This window comes from Halovenus marina, from assembly GCF_051414115.1.
In the GTDB taxonomy this organism is placed as follows: Archaea; Halobacteriota; Halobacteria; order Halobacteriales; family Haloarculaceae; genus Halovenus; species Halovenus marina.
In genome coordinates this window covers 2160476-2179414 of the sequence record NZ_JBLKNZ010000001.1, presented here as the reverse complement: position 1 = coordinate 2179414, position 18939 = coordinate 2160476, and the positions used below count along the sequence as shown (strand labels likewise).

The window sequence follows — 18939 nt, the reverse complement described above, 5'->3', positions numbered from 1 at the left end:
CTTAGAGTCGTTTTTTGAGTTCCGACGGGACTCCCTGCTTGGCCTGCATCCTTGAGATAGTGTGAGCGACTGCCGCGATGAGGAACGCAGCGAGAATCACGATGGCAATCGCGGACTCAGACACGGCCTCGAAAAACAGGAAATCTAGCACGGTGAGTGTCAGCAGTACTGCACTCGTCGCCGCGAGCGCGAGATACACCCACTCCCACGAGATCCCAGACTCCGGCGTCTCGAGGTAGTTGTCCACCGCTTTGGCGTTGGGTTCGAGCGCAACCATCCCGGTGTCCTTGTCGTAGGCAACGACACCCGCATCGTGGAGATGCGGGATGTGGGTCTGATACAGCGAGACGTACACGCGCTTTCGTTCCTGCTCAGTCAGGTCATCGACGTCGGTGTCGTATTCCCAGGCTGCGACCTGACTGGCAAGCTCCGTCAGTTTCATCGGTTCGTCTGCCTCGCGTAGCAAATACAGGACATACCTTCGGCGAGCGCTACTGAGCAGCTCAAACACGTCGTCTTGGGAGAGTGATTCTTTGGTCGACACGATTGGATCGGTCAGTGTTCGGTGATTTGCTGTGCTAGTTCCGGGTCGGCTGGCGCAGACGCGCTGTCTGCCCCCGAATGGCATCTGTCTCGCGGTAGTGAGTCGTGATACACGGAACCACCGTAGTTCATCAGGGACCCCTCACTACTTTGTTACATTTAGAATAACATCGGATGGGACCTATTATCGAGAGTAGTATCCTGTTGTTATCGGGTAGGAGGCGGGTACTCGCCTGTGCTTCGACGGCAGCGACCGGAGTGTGCTAGCCGGTTCCCCCACGGTGTCAATCACCTGGTGAGCAGGTTCGCTGTCTTTCGAACCCCCTCACGTGCGACCGGAGCGCCGTCGTACAGCCAGAGGCAGAACACGAGTACGGTGATCACGAGCTGTGCCCACATGTACGTCGAGAGGTCTCCGGCAAGCACGTCCGCACGAAAGAGTTCGATCCGGCGGAGCGACTCCCAGAGGAACCCGTTGGTCGCTTCTACTTCCCCGAAGGTTGCAATCGGCCAGAGGACAATCTCAAGATGGACACCACTGCCCCCAGTCATCTGAAAGACGATATCAGCGGGGAGATGCAGCAGGTAGCCGACCCCGAAGGCAACTCCAACCCGTCGCTGTTCCGCAGATGCGGCCCAGACGCCGACGGCGACCACGAGCGGGACAGCAAAGAACACGGAATGCCCGATCGCGTATCCCGTTTCGACGAGACCGACACTCCAGGCCAGCGGTTTGTCGATGAGATCCGGCAGTAGCGATGCGAAGACGACGACACTCGTTCCGAGACTCGTGGGCGATTCTCCGTACCGAAGATGACAGACGCCGGAATAGACGAGATAGCCGAGAATTGCGTGCTCCCACGGCCACATTTTCTGAGAGGACGGGGGTGATGGGCAAAGTTATGTAATTCATACTTCGGTGCGGTCACGCGACCGAGGATTCGATCGTGGCGGCTTCAGTCTTCCACAGTGGGCGATCCCTCGCGAGCGAACGTCAGAGAGTGCGTAACAAAGACTCGGTACTGTCACGTCGAAGTATGGACACACCAAACAGACGTGAGTTCTTGCTTACCGGGAGTGCGGTCGTTGTCGGGCTCAGCGGCTGTCTCGGATTCGACGCCGACGATGACGCGCCGGACGAAGTCGCCGGATCTGACGCCAGCGATACTCCCGAGTCGCTCCAGAGCGATGATGCTAACTCGGAGACGGCTGCTGAATCCGACGGGGACACTGACGACCCGGACACGCAGGAAAACACGGATCAGACGGAGAGCCAACAAACCGAGAGTCCGGAGTTACCCAGAGAGCTACACTGGGGTAGAGCGGGGGCGGAACACATGGCCCTCAACTGCCCCGACGACAGCTACTGGAAGTGGGTGCTCTCCCCGGGCGGTTCCGAGCCAATCGAAGACGCGACGCTCACCGTTCACTTCGAGGACGAACCGACGATAACGGATCTCGCAGGGACCGTTCGGGATCAGGGCTCGGTTCACTTCGATGCAGTTCAGCGCGCTGGGACTGTTACGGACGCGTCTGTGTCGTTCAGCGGTGGCGGCGACGATCCGACACTCACGCTGAGTCACAGCGGCTGTGTCCCGGAGCCGAGCTACGTCCCGGAACTGGTGTACTGGCAGGTCGACTTCGGCCCCGGAAGCGCGCCGCCGGACCCGCCCCTGTACGGCGGCAACGACCTCGATCTGATGGCCGCACTCGGCAATTCGATCGATGGCATCACGGAGAACCCGTCAGCGGGTCCGCGAGAGGGCAACGGCCAACTCGATGACGTCCACATCGTCGACGAACGCTTTTCCTTCGACGACGAGGACGAACCGACGGCCGTTACCGTCGAATTCGAAATCGAATCGGGGGGCGAACCACGGGACCTGCATCTGGCGACGTTCGCCATGCCCGGACCGTTTGCGATGGCTGAACTCGAACTGCAGGAACGGCGCTCACTCGTGTCTCGAACCTTCGAGGGCGGCGACCACGGTCAGTTGACCGCTCCTATCCCACAGCCAGACTGACGCTTTGGCGTCCATGACGAAGCCCTTCGGACTCCCCTGTCGGGATCGGATATCTCTTGTACGTGTCTGTGTACGATGGAAAACTATGTATACGCTCTGTGAGCGTGCGTATTCGCTTCGCTCCGGTTACAGCGGACCAAGCGCGAACGTCCACGACTTCAGTGGGGAAGTCAGAGCGCGAACGACACGCGCGCATGAGCGAAACGTGTCCACACGGCGTTGCCTCGCGGTAGCCGCTTTATACTCTTACAGCCGTGTCCGAAAGAGTAGCCACATGACCTACCGAGTCGCGATCATCGGAACTGGCGCGGACCCGGACGAACGAGACCGAGACGGCTATGCGATGGCATACCGACACGCCCCCGGCTACGAGCGTCTCGACGAGTGCGAACTGGTCGCCTGCGCTGACATCGTTCCCGAAAACGCCGAGGCGTTCGCCGAGAACTTCGGTCTCGACCAGGTGTACACCGACCACGAAACTCTGCTCGACGAGGCAGACGTGGACATCGTGAGCGTCTGCGTCCCGCCCTCGGTACACGCCGAGATCGTCGTCGACTGTGCCGAGATGGGTGATCTCGGGGCGATCCACTGTGAGAAACCGATGGCGACGCAGTGGGGCGATTGCAAGGCGATGGTCGCCGCCTGCGAGCGCAACGACGTTCAGTTGACCATCGACCACCAGCGTCGACTCTCGGAACCGGTTCGGGCGGCAAAACGGTTGCTCGACGACGGCAAGATCGGTGACCTTGAGCGTCTGGAATGGTCTGAGGTCAACCTCTTCGACGCTGGCACCCACCTGTTCGATCTCTGTGAACTGTTTACCGACGAGGCGACGCCGGAGTGGGCACTCGCAGGTGTCGAACCGGACCCAGAGAACCGATGGTTCGGCGCGCTCAACGAGCGACGGGCCGTGGCACACTGGGAGTACTCCGATGGGACACAGGGATTTGCTTCGACCGCGGAGGGCGGTGAGACCCTCGTCGATGCGTATCTCCGTCTCGTCGGGACAGACGGTTGTATCGAGATACAACCGGACTCCGGGCCGCCGTTGCGCGTGCGTACGACAGGCAAGTGGGAATCAGTCGACACGAACGGCGAATCGGTCTACACGACGGGACCGACGAGGATGCAGGCTGTGACAGACAAGATTACGAGCGTACTGCCCGGGGTCTCGGTCGACCGCGATCAGATCAATCACTACGAACGGGCGATCGAACACGTCGTTGATTCCCTGCAAGCGGGAACGGAGCCAGCTATCTCTGGACAGCGTGCGCTCCGCGGGACCGAACTGGTCTTTGCCTGCTGGGAATCGGCACGACGCCAGCATCCGATCTCACTCCCGATTCGGATCACCGATAACCCACTCGAAGCGCTCTGTGCTGAGCACTACGAGAGCGTATCGAAAACGGCTGCTGAGAATGGACCAACCGTCCAGACGAAACCCAAGACGCAGTAAACTGACTCCGGTGACGACAGCGACCAGCTGACTTCTCTGGCCAGTGTTCGTCGGGTAGGGTGTGCTGATCTGATCGACTACAGCGAGAAGAGAGCGACTAGCATCTGTAACTGAAGCATAACAAAGCACGGTTCGGCCGTTTCCCTCGATACTTCGCTGACCGGGCACCGCTTCGGAACCGATCCCGGCGGGAGTCGTGTCTGGTGTCGGCAGTCTGTGTGTCTCCTGTTCCCGCCACGCAACCGATCATGTACAAGGGAAAACTCATCGCCGTCGTGATACCGGCGTACAACGAGGAAGGGTTCGTCGGCGACGTCATCGAGACGATTCCGGCATTCGTCGACCGGATCTATCCAGTCGACGACTGCTCGACAGACAGCACCTGGGCCGAAATCAGAGCGGCGACGATGCGAGTCAACGATAGCGAGGCTGAACCGGCGAGTGCGTCCACAAACTGGGTTGCCGACGGTGGGCTAGATACGTCAGCAGACCACGACCGGGCGGCCGCGGTGGGCGAGGGGGTCGACGTGCCGGTCGGTGGCACAGTGGAAGTGCTGTCGCCCTACGAACAGATATCCGGGAATGAGCGACCCGTCTCGCGGGTCGTCCCGCTCAGACACGAGACGAACCAGGGTGTCGGTGCCGCTATCAAGACGGGGTACACGCGCGCTCTCGACGACGGGATGGACGTCGTGGCAGTGATGAACGGGGACGGGCAGATGGACCCGGACATTCTGGACGAGATTCTGGACCCGGTCGCCGAGAACAGAGTCGAGTACGCGAAGGGCAACCGTCTCGTGACCAAAGACCACTGGCGGGGGATGACGCGCTGGCGCCTGTTTGGGAATCTTCTCCTGACGACGCTCACGCGAATCGCGTCGGGATACTGGCGAATGACCGACCCCCAGAACGGCTACACGGCCATCTCTGCCGAGGCGCTCGAACAGATCGAACTCGATTCGCTGTACGACGAGTACGGCTTCTTGAACGACCTGTTGACCCGCCTGAACACCCACGATATGCGAATCGCTGACGTCGAAATGGCTGCGGTGTACGGAGACGAGGACAGTTCGATCAGGTACAGCCGATTTATCCCCCAGCTGTCGTGGTTGCTGTTGCAGAACTTCGTCTGGCGACTCCGGACGAAGTACGGGTCGAGTGGGCGCCGGGTCGTACTCCCGTATCTGTTCGGGACGGTCGGCGGCGCTCTGCTGGTAATCTCGCTTTTGCTGTCGGTCCTGATTTCGGCACAGTACACCGCTCTGGGCGCAACTGCCTTGGGGCTGTGTCTCTGTGCCATTTTGATCGGCGTCGGGATGGCATTCGACCGACAGCAGAGCGCGGATCTGGAGGTGACTGTCAGACGATGAGTGTCGACAGGTTGTCTATAACAAAGCGGATTTCAGCGGAGGATCCAGAAGATGCATAGCCGGTTCCAACGCGATGGACCGATCCCGCAACGACAATCAGCTATCGGTCACCAACCCATGCAGTCGGATGCACGCTCGCAGTCCGATCCGTGCTCGCAGTCGGATGCACGCTCGCAGTCCGATCCGTGCTCGCAGTCGGATGCACGCTCGAACCAACAGCGCACGCATCACTCGGGAGGGAACGAACAGTGACTATCTGTGTGCACGGCCTCGGGTACGTGGGGCTTGCGACGGCGTCGCTGTTTGCAAACAACGGACACGAGGTCGTCGGGTACGATACCGACCCGGCGGTTCTCGAGTCGCTCAGAACTGGCGACCTGACCGTGACCGAGGACGCCCTGGAGCGATACGTGACAGATGCGCTGGCCAGTGGGCTGTCGCCCAGTGACGAGAGTGTGCCAGCAGAGTACCACGCGATCTGTGTCCCGACGCCGTACGACGATGCGGCGAACCTGACCTACGTCGAGCAGGCGTCGGAAACGATCGCTGCCGACCTCCGTCCGGGTGATACCATCATCGTCGAGTCGACGGTCCCACCGACGACGACGGCGACTACCGTCGCCCCGCTGCTGGAGAAGTCCGGACTCACGGCGGGATCGGAGTTCGGACTCGCGTACTCGCCGGAGACGATACTCCCCGGAAACACCGTCGCTGAACTCCGAGCGAACGACCGCATCATCGGCGGTATCGACCGCCGGTCTGCCAGAACTGTCTGTGACCTGTACCGGCCTGTCATCGACGGGGCCGTTCATGTGACATCCGATGCCACGACCGCGGAATTTGTCAAACTGGCACAGAACGCGTTTCGTGACCTGAACATCGCGTACGCGAACGAACTCGCACTCCTCGCTGACGACCACGATATCGACGTGCGTGAGGCGATCCAGTTTGCAAACACGCATCCACGGGTGGATATTCTCCGCCCCGGTCCAGGTGTGGGCGGCCACTGCTTGCCGGTCGACCCGCTCTTTCTCACCGAGTACTCCGATCGAGCGACACTCGTGGAGTCGGCCCGGTCGGTCAACGACAGCATGCCGGAGTACATCGCGGCCAGACTGCGCGAGGAACTCGGAACGCTCGCGGATGCAGAGATCGCTATTCTCGGTGTTGCCTACAAAGGAAACGTTGCGGAGACACGCAACAGCCCCGGACTGGCACTCGCCCGGACGCTCGAAGAGGCCCCCGTTCGAATCGAACCACTCACTGACGGCGGGCGCGGAACCGTGAGCGTTCGTCTCTCGGACCCGCACGTGACCGACTCGTATCTCGACCTGTATTCACAGCAAGAGGCGCTCGACGGGGCGGATGCCGCTGTTCTCACCGCCGCCCACGACGAATACCGTAGTCTCGACCCGGAGACTGTGAGTGGTCTTCTCCGCACTGACCTCGTGTTCGATGCCGTGGACGTCCTCGACGAACGGCGATGGGACACCCACGACGTTCGACTGTGTGGGATCTGATCCCCCGGCGCAGCAGCCGTTCAACGGCCGTCTGATACCGAAAATACCTCGACCTCTCGTCGGGTAACGCTGGTATAACAATATTCGCTCCGGAGTATGGCTGCGTATGGCCCGTGACTTTCGGTACCGTCGTACTGCTCGCCTGTGGAAGGAATTCTCGACCCAATTGCGCCTGTCTGCGGGGGTCGAACCATGATGCGACCGGCAATCCAACTGCACAGCGTCCGTGACCTCGAAGTGACCCTCCCGACAGCCCTGGAGTACGTTAGCGACGCGGGATTCGAGGGCGTCGAGTTCGCTGGCAGATTCGCGGATGCGGATCCGGACGCTGTCGCCGCCACACTCGATGAGACGGGGCTCGTTCCGGTCGGCGGGCACGTCGAGTTCTCGGCGCTCAAGTCGGATCCAGGCCCGATCATGGACCGGTTCGAGACAATCGGCTGTTCCCAACTCGTAATCCCGCACGTCCCGGCGACGCACTTTCGGACCAAGCGACGTACCCGAGCGTTCGCAGACACGCTGACGGAGATTGCGACGACACTCGAACAGCGCGGGTTCGATCTGGTCTATCACAACACGCGCCATGACCTGTTTCCACCGCTGAACTATCCGCTTCTCGGTCGTCTCGTGGACGCTGGAGTCGTGCCGGGCGCTGTTGACGGACTCGTGTTTGAGCCGTTACGGCTTCGACAGACTGCAACCCAGATGCGTGACACGGGGATCGGCTATCTCTTCGAGTGTACCGCCGGAGCGAACATCGGCTTCGAGATCGACGCCGGAGAGGTCAGAGCCGCCAACCACGACCAGAATGAGGTGTACGAATTCTTCGGTGACCGGTTGACGGCGATTCACGTCTGTGACGTCACTGACTCGTCTGACGGCTATCAGTCGACTGATCCCGGGACTGGCGTGCTCGACTACGAGCGCGTGTTTTCAGCGGCTACACGGAGCGACGTCGAGTGGCTCATCTACGAACACGACCACCCCGAGGACGCGATGGCGACGATCCAGCACGGGGCCGACGCCGTCGTCGAGCCACTCCGCGCGCAGGCTATCGCCTAACGGCGAACAGTCGGTGACCCCTCACGGCCGTCACTCGGCGCTCGTTCGATTGTACCAGACGTCGACGTGGGTGTTCGGCTCGTAGGACTTTCCGATGATGTCGATTCGGCCGTCGCCGTCGACGTCGACAGCTTTGGCCTCGTGGGTTGGGATGCCCCACTCGATGACCGTCTCCTCGAACTCGCCACCGCCCTGATTCCGGAAGATCACGTGTTCGGCATCGCCGTCGTTCGTCCCAAGTCCCATCTCCCCCACGTAGATGTCGAGGAGTCCGTTGCCGTCGAAGTCTGCAAGCTGGACGGAGTGGGGGCAGTACATGTCATCACGGAGCAGATGCGGTTCCCAGTCCGGAGGGTCGAACCAGGCGACGCGGGCCATCGAATCGCCGAGTTCTGGCGAATCGCCCTCGGTGAACACGACCTCTAGCTCTCCGTCGCCGTCGATGTCTCCGACAGCGACCCGCGTCCAGTCCCAGTCACTCGCAATCTGTGTTCGCTGCCAGTCGTCTGCAATTTGCAGCGTCGCTCCGCCATCAGTTTGCGCTTCACTGACGCTGGCTTCTGCTGGGCTTGCTGACAGTCCCGGCTCACCATTTTCGGTGGGAACGTGGCGGTAGATGTTCGTTCCAGCGATCACCTCGTTTTTCCCATCGCCGTCGATATCGACGACTCTCAGCCCCTCGACGTCCGTGTTCTCAGCGATGATGTGACAGCACTCCGAGGGCCACGGTGACTGTGTTGGATCGTCGGGGATGTCGTAGTAGAAGATGACTTCGCTCTGTTGGGACGTTCCGACGATCTCTGCGTTGCCGTCGTTGTCGACGTCCCCGAATTCGAGGTCGTGATACTTGTTGAAATCCGACGCAACGAGATGCCGTTTCCAGGTCTGTCGGGGGTCAGCTGGCTGTTCGAACCAGTAGATGTCGTGCTGCCCAATCCCCTGTCCGACGATGAGGTCGAGTCGGCCGTTTCCGCTGACGTCGCCCAGCGCGTTTCCGAACACGTACAGGTGCGGTGTCGTCGAGATGGCGTGGCGTTTCCAGCCGGGATTTTCGTACCAGAACAGGCTGGTCTCCAGTCGACGAAAGAACCGGCCGATCAGCGGGAAACCGTTCGTTCCGAGCACCGGCAGCGTCTCCGACCCCATCCCCCCGACGATGAGGTCCGGGCGACCGTTGCCGGTCAGATCCGTTGGCTGGCAGATACCGAGTCGTCCGCAGGGCGGGCTATCGTCGATGACTTCGTGTGTAAACTCCATGTGACACGACGACGCTCGCTACCTACAAAATTAGAGAGTTCATACCCCGTGCTGAGGGGAGTTTTGCGCGCTGAATCGCGGATTTGGCTGTCGTTCCGTATCGGGGTCTCCACTCGACTGTGACTCCGGTACGGTTGGTCTATGCACCTCGAACGGCCAGCAGTATCAGACCTGCGTAACGTCGGTCACACGGACCGCGACGAAATAACAGAGGCCGAGAAAGCCGAGTCGAACGAACCACTTTACGGTTCGCCACCAGCGCGCTGCGGGTTCGACCGGCGCGAACAGTTGCGCGTTGACGGCCAGACCGACGTACGAGAAGACGTAGAAACTCTCGAACGAAAACGACCCGAACCACTCCAACAGCCCGACCAAAAGCACCATCCAGACCGCCTGTACGGCGACGAGTATTCGGATTCGGGGCAGGGATGTGTCGGCATATCGTTCGTCACTTCGCGCTTTGAGAGTACTCATCTACCCTCGCTTACTGTGCCCGACACTTCAGTATAGGTCGCTTAACCGTCGACCGTTCGAGATAACCGGGCCGACACGTCCGCTCTTCATGTGCCCCCGACCGCTAGCGGCAGCATAACAATCTCCGACACGTCTCCAGAGTGGCACAGATGAGTGTCTCCGACGTATCGAGTGGCGGTGATACCCCTGACCCGACCGCACGGTTTGACTTGCCCCCTGTGACAGACAGCTCTGAATCGTCTGACGGGGAGGCCAAGCGGAGTGTCGTGTTCGTCTCACAGCAGTTCCCGCCCGACAGAAGCGGACACGCCTCGCGAATCGACCACGTGGCCACGTCACTCGCAGACGACGGCTGGGCGGTCACGGTCCTTGCGCCACCTGCGAGCTTTCCCCCGGAGGACTTCGGTCGTTCCTGGCGATTCAGAGAGTCGACGACCGTCGACGGTGTCGTCGTCAATCGGCTCTGGGCGTGGCAGCCGACCACCGCTGACCCGGGATTTCTCGCCCGCATGGCGTACTACGTGCTGTTTGCCGCCCACTCGTTTCTCTGGCTGCTGTGCAACGGTCGACAGTACGACGTGGTCGTGACGACGACGCCGCCGATATCGACCGGTGTCGCCGGGCTGACGACGGAACTGTTCGGACAGCGCTGGGTCGTCGACGTGCGTGACCTCTGGATCGACGCCTCGATCTCGCTGGGGTTCATCGAGGAAGGGGGTGCGCTCGAACGGGTCAGTCGACGCTACCAGCGCTTCGTTCTCGGTCGTGCCGACAGCATCGCGGTCACGACTGAAACGCTCGGGGACCGGCTGTGTGACCAGTACGGCGAGCACCTCTCGACGAAGATACGGCTGGTTCCGAACGGCGTCGACATCGCACGATTCGCGAACGAGATGGACGGGACAGACGCCTCTGAGGCGGGCGAAGTGGAAACGGACGACGATGTGACAGACAGCCCTGCGACCGACGACGCGGAGACAGACGACCCGTACGTCGTCATCTACACCGGAAATATCGGTCACGCGCAGGATCTTGGCATCTGTGTCGACGCGCTCGCTTCCCTTCCCGAGTCGGTGCAGTTGCGACTCGTCGGCGGCGGCGACGCTGTGGCAGACCTGAAGCGGCGAGCCACAGAACAGGGGGTTCGCGACCGCGTGGAGTTTGTCGACCCCGTGCCACACGAGCAAATACCAGACCTGCTGTCAGACGCACACGTGGGGGTCGCCCCGCTCAAGGACGACGACGAACTGTCCTACGCGATGCCGACGAAAGTCTACGAGTATCTCGGCTGTGCACTCCCGGTCGTCGCCACCGGAAACGGGGAACTCGACCGGTTTCTCGAGGAGTCGGGCGGCGGAATTCTTGCCGAGAACGACCCCGAATCGGTCGCTGCCTCCATCGAGCGACTGCAAACCGATCCCGACCTGCGCGCCGAGACCGGACGGCGAGGCCACGAGTACGTGCGCGACAGATACGACAGGAACGCTATTGCCGACCGCTTCGAGTCCCACCTCCGGAACCTGAGCGATGGAGACCATGACTGAGACAGACGACAGTTTTCGGGCGGAGTCTGTCGGGTCCCACCCGTGGTCGGACGGGTCCCGGGCGGAGTCAGATGAGTCTGAGTCAGGGTCGGACGAGTCCCGGATTGGGTTCTTTCTCGACCCGGGCAACTGGCCGCTGTTCTATCACACCGCGACGAACATGCACGTGCGACAACTCGCGGGGGTCGCAGAGCGGAAGGCACGTCACCTCGTCGTCCCGTCGCTCCCAGTCGATTTCGACGAGCGATACGAGCGCCGCATTCCCCCGGACCTGCGGACCACACCTGCCCCGATTCGCGCCAACACAGCGACGCTTCGTCGGTGCGTCTCTGCTGAACAACGACGACACCATCTCGACCGTGCGCGAGCAGTGCGGGAGGGGAACCTCACTCTGCTCAACGAGACGCTACACGTCGCGCCCGGAGGTGAGCCGAACTGGTTTCATCCGGCGCTGGCTGACCAACCTGAACTCTGGGCGATCAAGTTCCGGGGCTTCGAGTTTCTTGCAGATGTGGTGTTCGGCACTGAGACACCAGCGGACGTGGCGGACGAGCACGACCGGTTCCGGCGGTGGATTCGGAGTTGGGCGCGGTCAGACGAGACGAAAATCGGCACGCACGGATATCTGCGCCGCGCCTGGACGCCACACGCTGTGTCGCTCCGCCTGCTGAACTGGTGTCGATACTACTGCTGGTGTGTCGATACTGAGGCGGAATCTGCGTTTCTCGACACCCTCGCTCGCCTGATCTACAAGAACGCGCTGTTTCTCGAACAGCACATCGAGCGCGATATTGGCGGCAACCATCTGATCGAGAACGGCATTGCACTCGTGATGGCTGGCGTACTGTTTCGGACCCACGACGCAGGCGCGCGCTGGCTCGAAACCGGGGTCGCTGTGCTCGACACTGCCAGCGACCAGTTTCTGCCCGACGGCGGCCACTTCGAGCACAGTCCGATGTACCACGTCATCGCGCTCACCAGATATCTGACCGCACTCGGTCTGTTGGCGGAGAGCGGTTCGGCGTTGCCGAGCGCGGTGGCGGATGCAGCGACGCGGGGGACGCGGTTCTTGCAGGCGATTCGACCGCCCGACGGACGCATTCCACTCCTCAACGATGCCGTCTACGGGCAGGCGCTGGAACTGGACGACTGTCTGGCCTACGCCGAGGCTGTTGGTGTCGAACCACAGGCGGACGGAGACATCGGCGCACTCCCAGAGTCGGGCTATTACTGGCTCGGAGACGGAGGCGACCGCCTTCTCGTCGACGGTGGTCGCTTCGGTCCGCCATCTCTCCCCGCCCACTCGCACAACGACCTGTTTTCGGTCCTGCTGTGGGTCGACGGCACGCAACTGGTCACCGATACCGGTACCTACGACTACGCGCCGACCGCGAGACGCCAGTACGCACGAAGTGTCCGCGGGCACAACACGGTGCAGGTCGGACCCGTCGAACCGGTCGATATCGGGGGTCGCTATCTGGCTGGCAAGCGCCTACAGCCCCAGGTTCAGTACACGCACGCCGACGGCCACACCGTCTTCGACGGTGCGTATCGGAAACACTCTCTCTCTCACGGGTACCGCCATCGAAGACAGGTCGTCACCGATGGCGAGTGGTGGCTGATCCGCGACAGTGTCACCGACACTGAGCGCGACGCTGCCCGGAGTCATCTTCACTTCCATCCGCAGGTTCGCGTCGAACGGCAGGACGCTGGCGATGGGTTCGCCCTCGCTGTCGATGGAACGGAACTCGCGTATCTGCTCCCGGTCGGATTCACCGACGTGACGCGTGGGACCAGCCCGTACTTCCCGGAGTTCCGACGGGAGATCAGACGGCCGAGTCTCAAGTTTGTCTTCTCGCCGGGCCGCGACCCAGTGGATCTGCTCATCTCCAAACGGCCCTGCAGTCGGTCTGAGTATCGCGAGTACGAAGCGAGAGCGAACTCGCTGGGACAGTGACTCCGGACGCCCGGATTCGGCGGACAGCCGAGACACCTCCCCGTGGTAACCACAGCATAACAATCCGAACGTACGGGTACGTAATCGTTATTGATGGAACGGACTGACGCGGGAACGAAGCCGTCACAGACGACACGCGCTGGCGCGACTGGTTTGGCCGTGCTGACCGATCTGGCGCTGGTCTCTGCTGCGGCGGGTCTTACCCTTCTGCTCGCGATGGGATCGGCGGGTGGCGCAGCGGCGATTCGCGTCCCGCTCGGCTTCCTGTTTGTCTTTTTTCTCCCCGGCTACGCGCTCATCTCGGCACTGTTTCCGAGAGCAGCACCGGGCCTGCTGGCGTCGGATGACCGGTCCAGCAGGGGGGTGAGCGCGTTCGAGCGGGTTGTGCTTTCGGTCGGGCTGAGTCTCGCGATTGTTCCGCTCCTTGCGCTCGGACTGATCTTCGTCTCACAGACCATCGAACGCGGGACCGTGTTGTCGACTATCGCCGGATTCACCGTATTCAGCGCACTTCTCGGAGCGGTTCGGCGGTACAGACAGCCCCCGTCCGACCGATTTCACGTCTCGTTCAGAGCGATGGCACGACGCGGACTGTCGTACACGACGGCGAACAGGCTGAACGCGGCGCTCGTCTTGCTGGTCGTGCTGGTCATCGCGGGTGGTGGGCTCGCAATCGCAAGCCCCGGCGAACCCGAGCGCTACACGGAGTTCGGACTCCTGAGCGAGGGAGAGGGTGGTGAACTGACCGCCAGCGCCTATCCAGCCGAACTGTCCACGAACGAGTCGGAGACACTCTATCTCCACGTTGGTAACCACGAGAGGCAGACCGTCGAATACACGACCGTGATACTGTTACAGCGGTACGAATTCGGCGAAATCGACGAGACGGTCGAACTCGACCGGCGAACCCTCACACTGGCACACGGCGAGGAACGGATAGTCGACCACGAGATTCGGCCGACGACGGTGGGCGATCGGATCCGGCTGACGTATCTTCTCTATCAGGACACTGTTCCAGCGGATCCGACGCTCGAGAACGCGTATCGGTCGGTGAGTCTCACCGTCGCCGTGACTGACTGAGACGTACTGTGTTTCAGATACGGGTGTCGGTTCTGATACGCTACTGCGTTTCACGTACGTGGACGGTCGATGGTTCGGTCGGGTCAGTACTCTCGGTGTCGAGTGCAGCGACGATGCGTTCCCCCGCCAGTCCGCCGCCGAACGGGGACGTCCAGTCGCCTTCTTTCGAAACCATACGGTTCGCCGCAGTGGTGATATCTGTTGGGTCCAGACCAGCGATACAGTTCGCACCTACGAGCGCCGTCTCCGGACGCTCGGTGTTGTACCGGAGCGTCACGCAGGGCGTTCCGAGCACACAGGTCTCCTCCTGAACGCCGCCGGAGTCGGTAAAGACGAGCGCAGCCTCGTCCTCCAGTTGAAGGAAATCGAAGAAGTCGAGCGGTTCGACGAGTCTGACCGATTCGGGAAGGTCGATGTCGAATTCGTCGAGACGCTCCCGCGCACGGGGATGGATCGGATAGACCACCTCGTATCCGGACTCACGAGCAAACCGATCGACGCCTGCGAGTAGGGACTCGAACCGGGTGCGGTCGTCGACGTTCTCCGCTCGGTGGGCAGTCAAGAGGCAGTACCCCGCTGGCTCAAGTTCGAGGTCAGCGTGGACGGTGCTCGCGTCGGCCGCGAGCTCGCCGCACCGCTTGACGGCGTCGACGACTGTGTTTCCGGTGACGGTGATCGAGTCATCCGAAATACCCTCCGCTCGCAGCAGTTCGGCCGACTGTTCTGTCGGCGCAAAGCAGTGGTCGGAGATGTGGTCGATGACGACGCGGTTGGTCTCCTCGGGCATCTCCCGGTCGAAACTGCGCAGGCCCGCCTCGATGTGTGCCACCTCTATGTCGAGTTTGCTCCCCGCGAGCGCTCCTGCGAGCGCCGAGTTTGTGTCCCCCTGCACGAACACGACCTCGGGTTCAGATTCGAGCAACTGTTGCTCGATAGCGGCGAGCATCTCGCCGGTCTGCTCGCCGTGCGTTCCGGAGCCGACCTCCAGATTGACCGTCGGAGAGGGGAGGTCGAGTTGCCGGAAGAACACGGCGTCGAGGTTCTCGGAGTAGTGCTGGCCGGTGTGGATGAGTATCGGATCGACCCCGCGACGCTCGTAGGCCTGAATCACGGGAGACATCTTGATAATCTCTGGACGGGTGCCCAGCACCATCGCCACGTCACTGTGGGTCATAGCCAGCCACCTCGCTGCGAATCCGCGTCAGCCACCTCGCTGTGGGTCATACGCTCTCGATACTCCGCCGACCCGTTTCGTTATAGACGGCTTTGTGACGCCGACGGTGCGCACTGGATCACCGCATCGCCGGACCGGAAATATAGCCGATCGATAACTAATATGCTGAGGGTCAGTCGATCCGAACACCCCATGTCCGGAGACCGGCAGCACAGCGACGGATCACTCGCGGGTGTCGTCGATTGGCGTCCCACGCTCGTGGGTGTCACCGACCGACCTTTCACGCTCGCGGCCGCCGCTGGCTGGCCCCCCACGCTCGGCAGGCGGTACACACACGAACTGGCCGGAACGCCCGCTATTTTCAACTGATATGCTCGACTCCCGATCCGGATACGCGCTGCTCGCATCGGCGGTCAATCATCCGGACCGGATCCATCCGCTCTGGGGGCTGTTCAACCACCGGAGCCTCGATGCGCTGACTCGGACCGGAACTGCTGTCACCGCCATCGTACCGCGGCCACACGCCCCACCAGTCGGGCCGTACTCTCAGTATCGCTCGATCCCGCCTCGGGACCGGAGCTTCCCCTATCCAGTCGTCCATCCGCGCTTTCTGTACTACCTGCCGAAATCGCTGCTGTATCACCGTACTGGTGACTCGGTCGCCTCGACGCTCACCTCGTGGTACGAACAGAACGGCCACTCGGCAGACGTCACTCATGGCTGTCACCTCTACCCGGACGGATACGGCCTCACCAGGGTATCCGAGACACACGACATCCCGTTGACTGCCTACGCGCACGGAACGATCGTCAACGAATTCCAGAATTTCAACGCGGCGACCCGTCGGCGGATACGGTCGACAGTGGCGGCCGCAGACCGGATCTTCTGCTCCGGGGCGGCGATCCAGTCGAAGGTACACGAGATCGAACCGAACGCGCAGACAGCGGTCGTCCCAATCGGCGCAACGCCGTCGAACTTCCCGACCGACCGACAGGCTGCGCTGCGACAGGAGCTGAACGTCCCGGCCGACGCGACGGTCGTCCTCTTCTGTGGGCACCTGACCGAGGCAAAGGGTGTCGGTGACCTCTTGGATGTCCTTCCGGACCTCGACGACGACCTCTACTTCGTGTTCATCGGACACGACGGGGAGTTGCGAGCGGACGTGCAGGACACGCTCGGACAGGAACCGACGCCCCCCGGGAAACTGCTGTGGCAACTCGACCCCGTCGCCGTTCGCCGGTGGTTCGCAATTGCCGACCTGCTGGTGCTCCCCAGCTATTCCGAGGGGCGACCGACCGTGATCTACGAGGCGATGGCGAGCCAGACGGCCGTACTCGCGACCGATGTCGGCGGCGTCTCCGAGCAGGTCGCGGACGGAACGACGGGCTGGATCATCGACTCGGGCGATACGGAGGCGCTGCGCTCGATCTTGCAGACGCTCAGCGCCGAGAGGCTACGGCAGATGGGAGTGGCCGCAGAGCAGCGACTGCGAGAACAGGGGTGGACGTGGGAGGCCCACGCGAACGCGATCAGGGACGCTCACGAGACATTACTCGACGGCTCCTGACAATCGCTTTCGGGCCAGTTCCGTCGAGCGTCGACAATATCGAAACGTCTTCTCGCGATTACGCAATACTCACTATCAGTCCAGATTCGTCTGTAACCAGTGTTCGATCGTCGTGATCTTGCTCAACATCGCGGCGTTGTTTGCGCCGTCCATGTGCTCGTCGTACACGTCCCGGACGGCGTCGGCGTCGAACAGGTCGCGCGAGCAGGCGTCGTCGACGAGTCGGGTCACGTGGTCGTGCAGCTGTGTCTCGGTGTCGCGGATCCAGAAATCCGAGAGCTGTCCGGAGCCGTAGGTGGGCCGTGAGCGCAGTCGGTTGACGAGGACGTTGCCGACGAACCCGGCGACGTGAACCGGATACGGCCACGACGGCTTCACCTTCGAGCGCTCGTAGGTGATATCGGCCAGATCCGGATCGATCCGGCGGATGAGACCGAGTTTTGCACGCGTCGGCTCGAAGGGCACACCGCCCTCGGGCGTGCCCCACGTTCTGAGTGCGCCCTTTCGGAACCGCCGGGGAAGTTTCGCACACAGTTCGAGGTAGTCACCGTCGACCTGTGCCGCTCGTGTTCCGACGCGGTCACGCATCAGTCGGTTACTCGGCATGAACACGCGGCTGTAGTAGTTCTGGAAGTGGATGTCGAGCACCTGCTCGCGAACGCTCGTCTCCGAGGTACGCTCGACTTCTGCCCGAAACGAATCGAGCGGATCGACCTCGGGTGAGAGCAGTCCAGTGACTGTCTCCGGGCTGGTGTTCGTCTCGCTCGATGCCTGCGAATCCACGGCGGAGGAGACGTCGTGGAGGTGATGCCGGTAGAGGTGGTCGCCGAGCAGTGCGCCCTGCATCCCTTCCATCATCACGGGCGTTGGATTCTCGATTTCGTAGGTCGCCGAGAGGTTCGCGCCGAATGCCCACATGAGCATCCCGTCCGTCGCCTCGATGATCCGCTCGAAGTTCTCGCCGACGGTTTCGGCCGTCAGCGGGACCTGCTGGTTCTCGACGCCGAGCGTCCGGGCGACCTGCCGTGCAATCTTGGGATTGTCGTTCGTCGGCGGATTCGCATCGTAGGTGTAGGTCTTGAGCGTCTCGAACCCGCCCGGCTGTCGGTACTGCTGGAGTGCGCCCGTCGTCGTTCTGCTGTCGAGACCACCGGACAGCCAGATGCCGACTTCCGACGGAAGCGTTTCGCTCGTACGCCGCACCGCCTGTCGATAGCTGTCGGTCAGGTCGGCCAGATACTGCCCGTCGGCAGCTCGTTCGGTGTACTCGGGCTTCCAGTATCGCGTCGCGGACCGGTCACCGTCGACGACATCGAGAACCGTGGCTGGCCGCTGGGCGTGGATCCCCTCGACGAGTGTCCGCTCCCCCCAGAGATGCCCCATCAGGAGCATGTCGCTCACGGCCTGCAGATTCACCGACGGGTTATCACAGTACCGCAGAAGCGCCCGCACGGCCGAGGCGTATCGGATGGGTCCCGACGCGGTGTAAAAGACGGGACGGGCACCCAGTTTGTCGGTGACGACCAGATGGCGGTCAGCAGACGGGTCCTGACAGACGATGACGAACGCACCATCCAGAGCCGCTGCCGTCTCGGCTGGCCGCTGCAGCAGTCGATGGAACAGATCCTCGACGGACCAGCCCAGTTCGTCCAGATTCGTCACGGCGCCGTAGATAACTCCTCCGCGCGCGCCGTCGGTCCACATCGTCCGTCCCTGCTGGTCGGCACGCTGATACGCCAGTCCGAGAGCGAGGTCGTCGTGCTCGTGGTACCATCTGTTCGTTCCGTCCCCGTAGCTCAGTTCGTCGAGTGTCTCCTCCAGCAGCGCAACGTCCGTTCCCCCGACTAAGCCAGTCATATTACGGGGCTCTCGGGAAGACGGCTTTATTATGACGTGGCTACGCCCGGAAAC

The 18939-nt window shown here is 62.0% G+C and carries 16 protein-coding genes; 10 read left to right on the top strand and 6 right to left on the bottom strand.

Annotation, left to right across the window (positions count from 1 at the left end):
- Position 1 precedes the first annotated feature (1 nt).
- Together ACMGFL_RS11185 and ACMGFL_RS11180 are read right to left on the bottom strand one after the other, a co-directional pair.
- On the bottom strand, positions 2 to 628 hold the full coding sequence (locus ACMGFL_RS11185) for a DUF7344 domain-containing protein (protein ID WP_436935620.1): 627 nt from the start codon (positions 626 to 628) through the stop codon (positions 2 to 4).
- 203 nt (positions 629 to 831) lie between these two features.
- Positions 832 to 1413, bottom strand: a complete 582-nt coding sequence (locus ACMGFL_RS11180; protein ID WP_436935619.1) for a metal-dependent hydrolase — start codon at positions 1411 to 1413, stop codon at positions 832 to 834.
- 167 nt (positions 1414 to 1580) lie between these two features.
- Here ACMGFL_RS11180 and ACMGFL_RS11175 point away from each other — a divergent pair, with 167 nt between their 5' ends.
- From ACMGFL_RS11175 to ACMGFL_RS11155, 5 genes are all read left to right on the top strand, one after another.
- Positions 1581 to 2567, top strand: a complete 987-nt coding sequence (locus tag ACMGFL_RS11175) for a hypothetical protein (protein WP_436935618.1) — start codon at positions 1581 to 1583, stop codon at positions 2565 to 2567.
- Between the two features lie 274 nt (positions 2568 to 2841).
- Positions 2842 to 4023, top strand: coding sequence for a Gfo/Idh/MocA family protein (locus ACMGFL_RS11170; RefSeq protein ID WP_436935617.1), 1182 nt, complete (start codon positions 2842 to 2844; stop codon positions 4021 to 4023).
- A 248-nt stretch (positions 4024 to 4271) separates the two neighbouring features.
- Positions 4272 to 5393 carry a glycosyltransferase family 2 protein gene (locus ACMGFL_RS11165; protein WP_436935616.1) on the top strand — a complete coding sequence of 374 codons (1122 nt, stop codon included), beginning with the start codon at positions 4272 to 4274 and terminating at the stop codon, positions 5391 to 5393.
- A 248-nt stretch (positions 5394 to 5641) separates the two neighbouring features.
- Positions 5642 to 6913 carry a nucleotide sugar dehydrogenase gene (locus ACMGFL_RS11160; RefSeq protein ID WP_436935615.1) on the top strand — a complete coding sequence of 424 codons (1272 nt, stop codon included), beginning with the start codon at positions 5642 to 5644 and terminating at the stop codon, positions 6911 to 6913.
- 192 nt (positions 6914 to 7105) lie between these two features.
- Positions 7106 to 7975 carry a sugar phosphate isomerase/epimerase family protein gene (locus ACMGFL_RS11155; protein WP_436935614.1) on the top strand — a complete coding sequence of 290 codons (870 nt, stop codon included), beginning with the start codon at positions 7106 to 7108 and terminating at the stop codon, positions 7973 to 7975.
- Between the two features lie 30 nt (positions 7976 to 8005).
- Here the strand turns inward: ACMGFL_RS11155 and ACMGFL_RS11150 are convergent, their stop codons facing one another.
- Both ACMGFL_RS11150 and ACMGFL_RS11145 read right to left on the bottom strand, forming a co-directional pair.
- Positions 8006 to 9232, bottom strand: coding sequence for an FG-GAP repeat domain-containing protein (locus ACMGFL_RS11150; protein WP_436935613.1), 1227 nt, complete (start codon positions 9230 to 9232; stop codon positions 8006 to 8008).
- A 165-nt stretch (positions 9233 to 9397) separates the two neighbouring features.
- Positions 9398 to 9706 carry a DUF8044 family membrane protein gene (locus tag ACMGFL_RS11145; RefSeq protein WP_436935612.1) on the bottom strand — a complete coding sequence of 103 codons (309 nt, stop codon included), beginning with the start codon at positions 9704 to 9706 and terminating at the stop codon, positions 9398 to 9400.
- A 218-nt stretch (positions 9707 to 9924) separates the two neighbouring features.
- Between ACMGFL_RS11145 and ACMGFL_RS11140 the strand changes: the two genes are divergently transcribed.
- From ACMGFL_RS11140 to ACMGFL_RS11130, 3 genes are all read left to right on the top strand, one after another.
- Positions 9925 to 11250, top strand: coding sequence for a glycosyltransferase family 4 protein (locus ACMGFL_RS11140; protein ID WP_436935611.1), 1326 nt, complete (start codon positions 9925 to 9927; stop codon positions 11248 to 11250).
- Positions 11243 to 13207 carry a heparinase II/III family protein gene (locus ACMGFL_RS11135; RefSeq protein ID WP_436935610.1) on the top strand — a complete coding sequence of 655 codons (1965 nt, stop codon included), beginning with the start codon at positions 11243 to 11245 and terminating at the stop codon, positions 13205 to 13207. The genes ACMGFL_RS11140 and ACMGFL_RS11135 overlap by 8 nt, the downstream gene beginning before the upstream one ends.
- A 93-nt stretch (positions 13208 to 13300) precedes the next feature.
- On the top strand, positions 13301 to 14287 hold the full coding sequence (locus ACMGFL_RS11130; protein WP_436935609.1) for a DUF1616 domain-containing protein: 987 nt from the start codon (positions 13301 to 13303) through the stop codon (positions 14285 to 14287).
- 40 nt (positions 14288 to 14327) lie between these two features.
- On the opposite strand, the gene wecB is transcribed toward ACMGFL_RS11130, so the two are convergent.
- On the bottom strand, positions 14328 to 15461 hold the full coding sequence (gene wecB / locus ACMGFL_RS11125; RefSeq protein ID WP_436935608.1) for a non-hydrolyzing UDP-N-acetylglucosamine 2-epimerase: 1134 nt from the start codon (positions 15459 to 15461) through the stop codon (positions 14328 to 14330).
- A gap of 192 nt (positions 15462 to 15653) precedes the next feature.
- Here wecB and ACMGFL_RS11120 point away from each other — a divergent pair, with 192 nt between their 5' ends.
- The gene (locus ACMGFL_RS11120; RefSeq protein ID WP_436935607.1) at positions 15654 to 15830 is read left to right on the top strand and encodes a hypothetical protein; all 177 of its coding nucleotides are present in this window, start codon (positions 15654 to 15656) and stop codon (positions 15828 to 15830) included.
- Between the two features lies 1 nt (position 15831).
- Positions 15832 to 17028: a glycosyltransferase gene (locus ACMGFL_RS11115; RefSeq protein ID WP_436935606.1), complete on the top strand. Its 1197-nt coding sequence runs from the start codon at positions 15832 to 15834 to the stop codon at positions 17026 to 17028.
- Between the two features lie 75 nt (positions 17029 to 17103).
- On the opposite strand, the gene ACMGFL_RS11110 is transcribed toward ACMGFL_RS11115, so the two are convergent.
- Positions 17104 to 18885, bottom strand: a complete 1782-nt coding sequence (locus ACMGFL_RS11110) for an asparagine synthase-related protein (RefSeq protein ID WP_436935605.1) — start codon at positions 18883 to 18885, stop codon at positions 17104 to 17106.
- Positions 18886 to 18939: the final 54 nt, after the last annotated feature.

Excerpts from the sequence above, each read along its gene's own strand:
- ACMGFL_RS11185 (WP_436935620.1), bottom strand. The coding sequence starts at position 628 with ATGCCATTCGGGGGCAGACAGCGCGTCTGCGCCAGCCGACCCGGAACT.
- wecB (WP_436935608.1), bottom strand. The coding sequence starts at position 15,461 with ATGACCCACAGTGACGTGGCGATGGTGCTGGGCACCCGTCCAGAGATT.
- ACMGFL_RS11150 (WP_436935613.1), bottom strand. The coding sequence starts at position 9,232 with ATGGAGTTTACACACGAAGTCATCGACGATAGCCCGCCCTGCGGACGA.
- ACMGFL_RS11155 (WP_436935614.1), top strand. The coding sequence starts at position 7,106 with ATGATGCGACCGGCAATCCAACTGCACAGCGTCCGTGACCTCGAAGTG.
- ACMGFL_RS11135 (WP_436935610.1), top strand. The coding sequence starts at position 11,243 with ATGACTGAGACAGACGACAGTTTTCGGGCGGAGTCTGTCGGGTCCCAC.
- ACMGFL_RS11110 (WP_436935605.1), bottom strand. The coding sequence starts at position 18,885 with ATGACTGGCTTAGTCGGGGGAACGGACGTTGCGCTGCTGGAGGAGACA.
- ACMGFL_RS11145 (WP_436935612.1), bottom strand. The coding sequence starts at position 9,706 with ATGAGTACTCTCAAAGCGCGAAGTGACGAACGATATGCCGACACATCC.
- ACMGFL_RS11165 (WP_436935616.1), top strand. The coding sequence starts at position 4,272 with ATGTACAAGGGAAAACTCATCGCCGTCGTGATACCGGCGTACAACGAG.
- ACMGFL_RS11115 (WP_436935606.1), top strand. The coding sequence starts at position 15,832 with ATGCTCGACTCCCGATCCGGATACGCGCTGCTCGCATCGGCGGTCAAT.
- ACMGFL_RS11175 (WP_436935618.1), top strand. The coding sequence starts at position 1,581 with ATGGACACACCAAACAGACGTGAGTTCTTGCTTACCGGGAGTGCGGTC.
- ACMGFL_RS11120 (WP_436935607.1), top strand. The coding sequence starts at position 15,654 with ATGTCCGGAGACCGGCAGCACAGCGACGGATCACTCGCGGGTGTCGTC.
- ACMGFL_RS11130 (WP_436935609.1), top strand. The coding sequence starts at position 13,301 with ATGGAACGGACTGACGCGGGAACGAAGCCGTCACAGACGACACGCGCT.
- ACMGFL_RS11180 (WP_436935619.1), bottom strand. The coding sequence starts at position 1,413 with ATGTGGCCGTGGGAGCACGCAATTCTCGGCTATCTCGTCTATTCCGGC.
- ACMGFL_RS11170 (WP_436935617.1), top strand. The coding sequence starts at position 2,842 with ATGACCTACCGAGTCGCGATCATCGGAACTGGCGCGGACCCGGACGAA.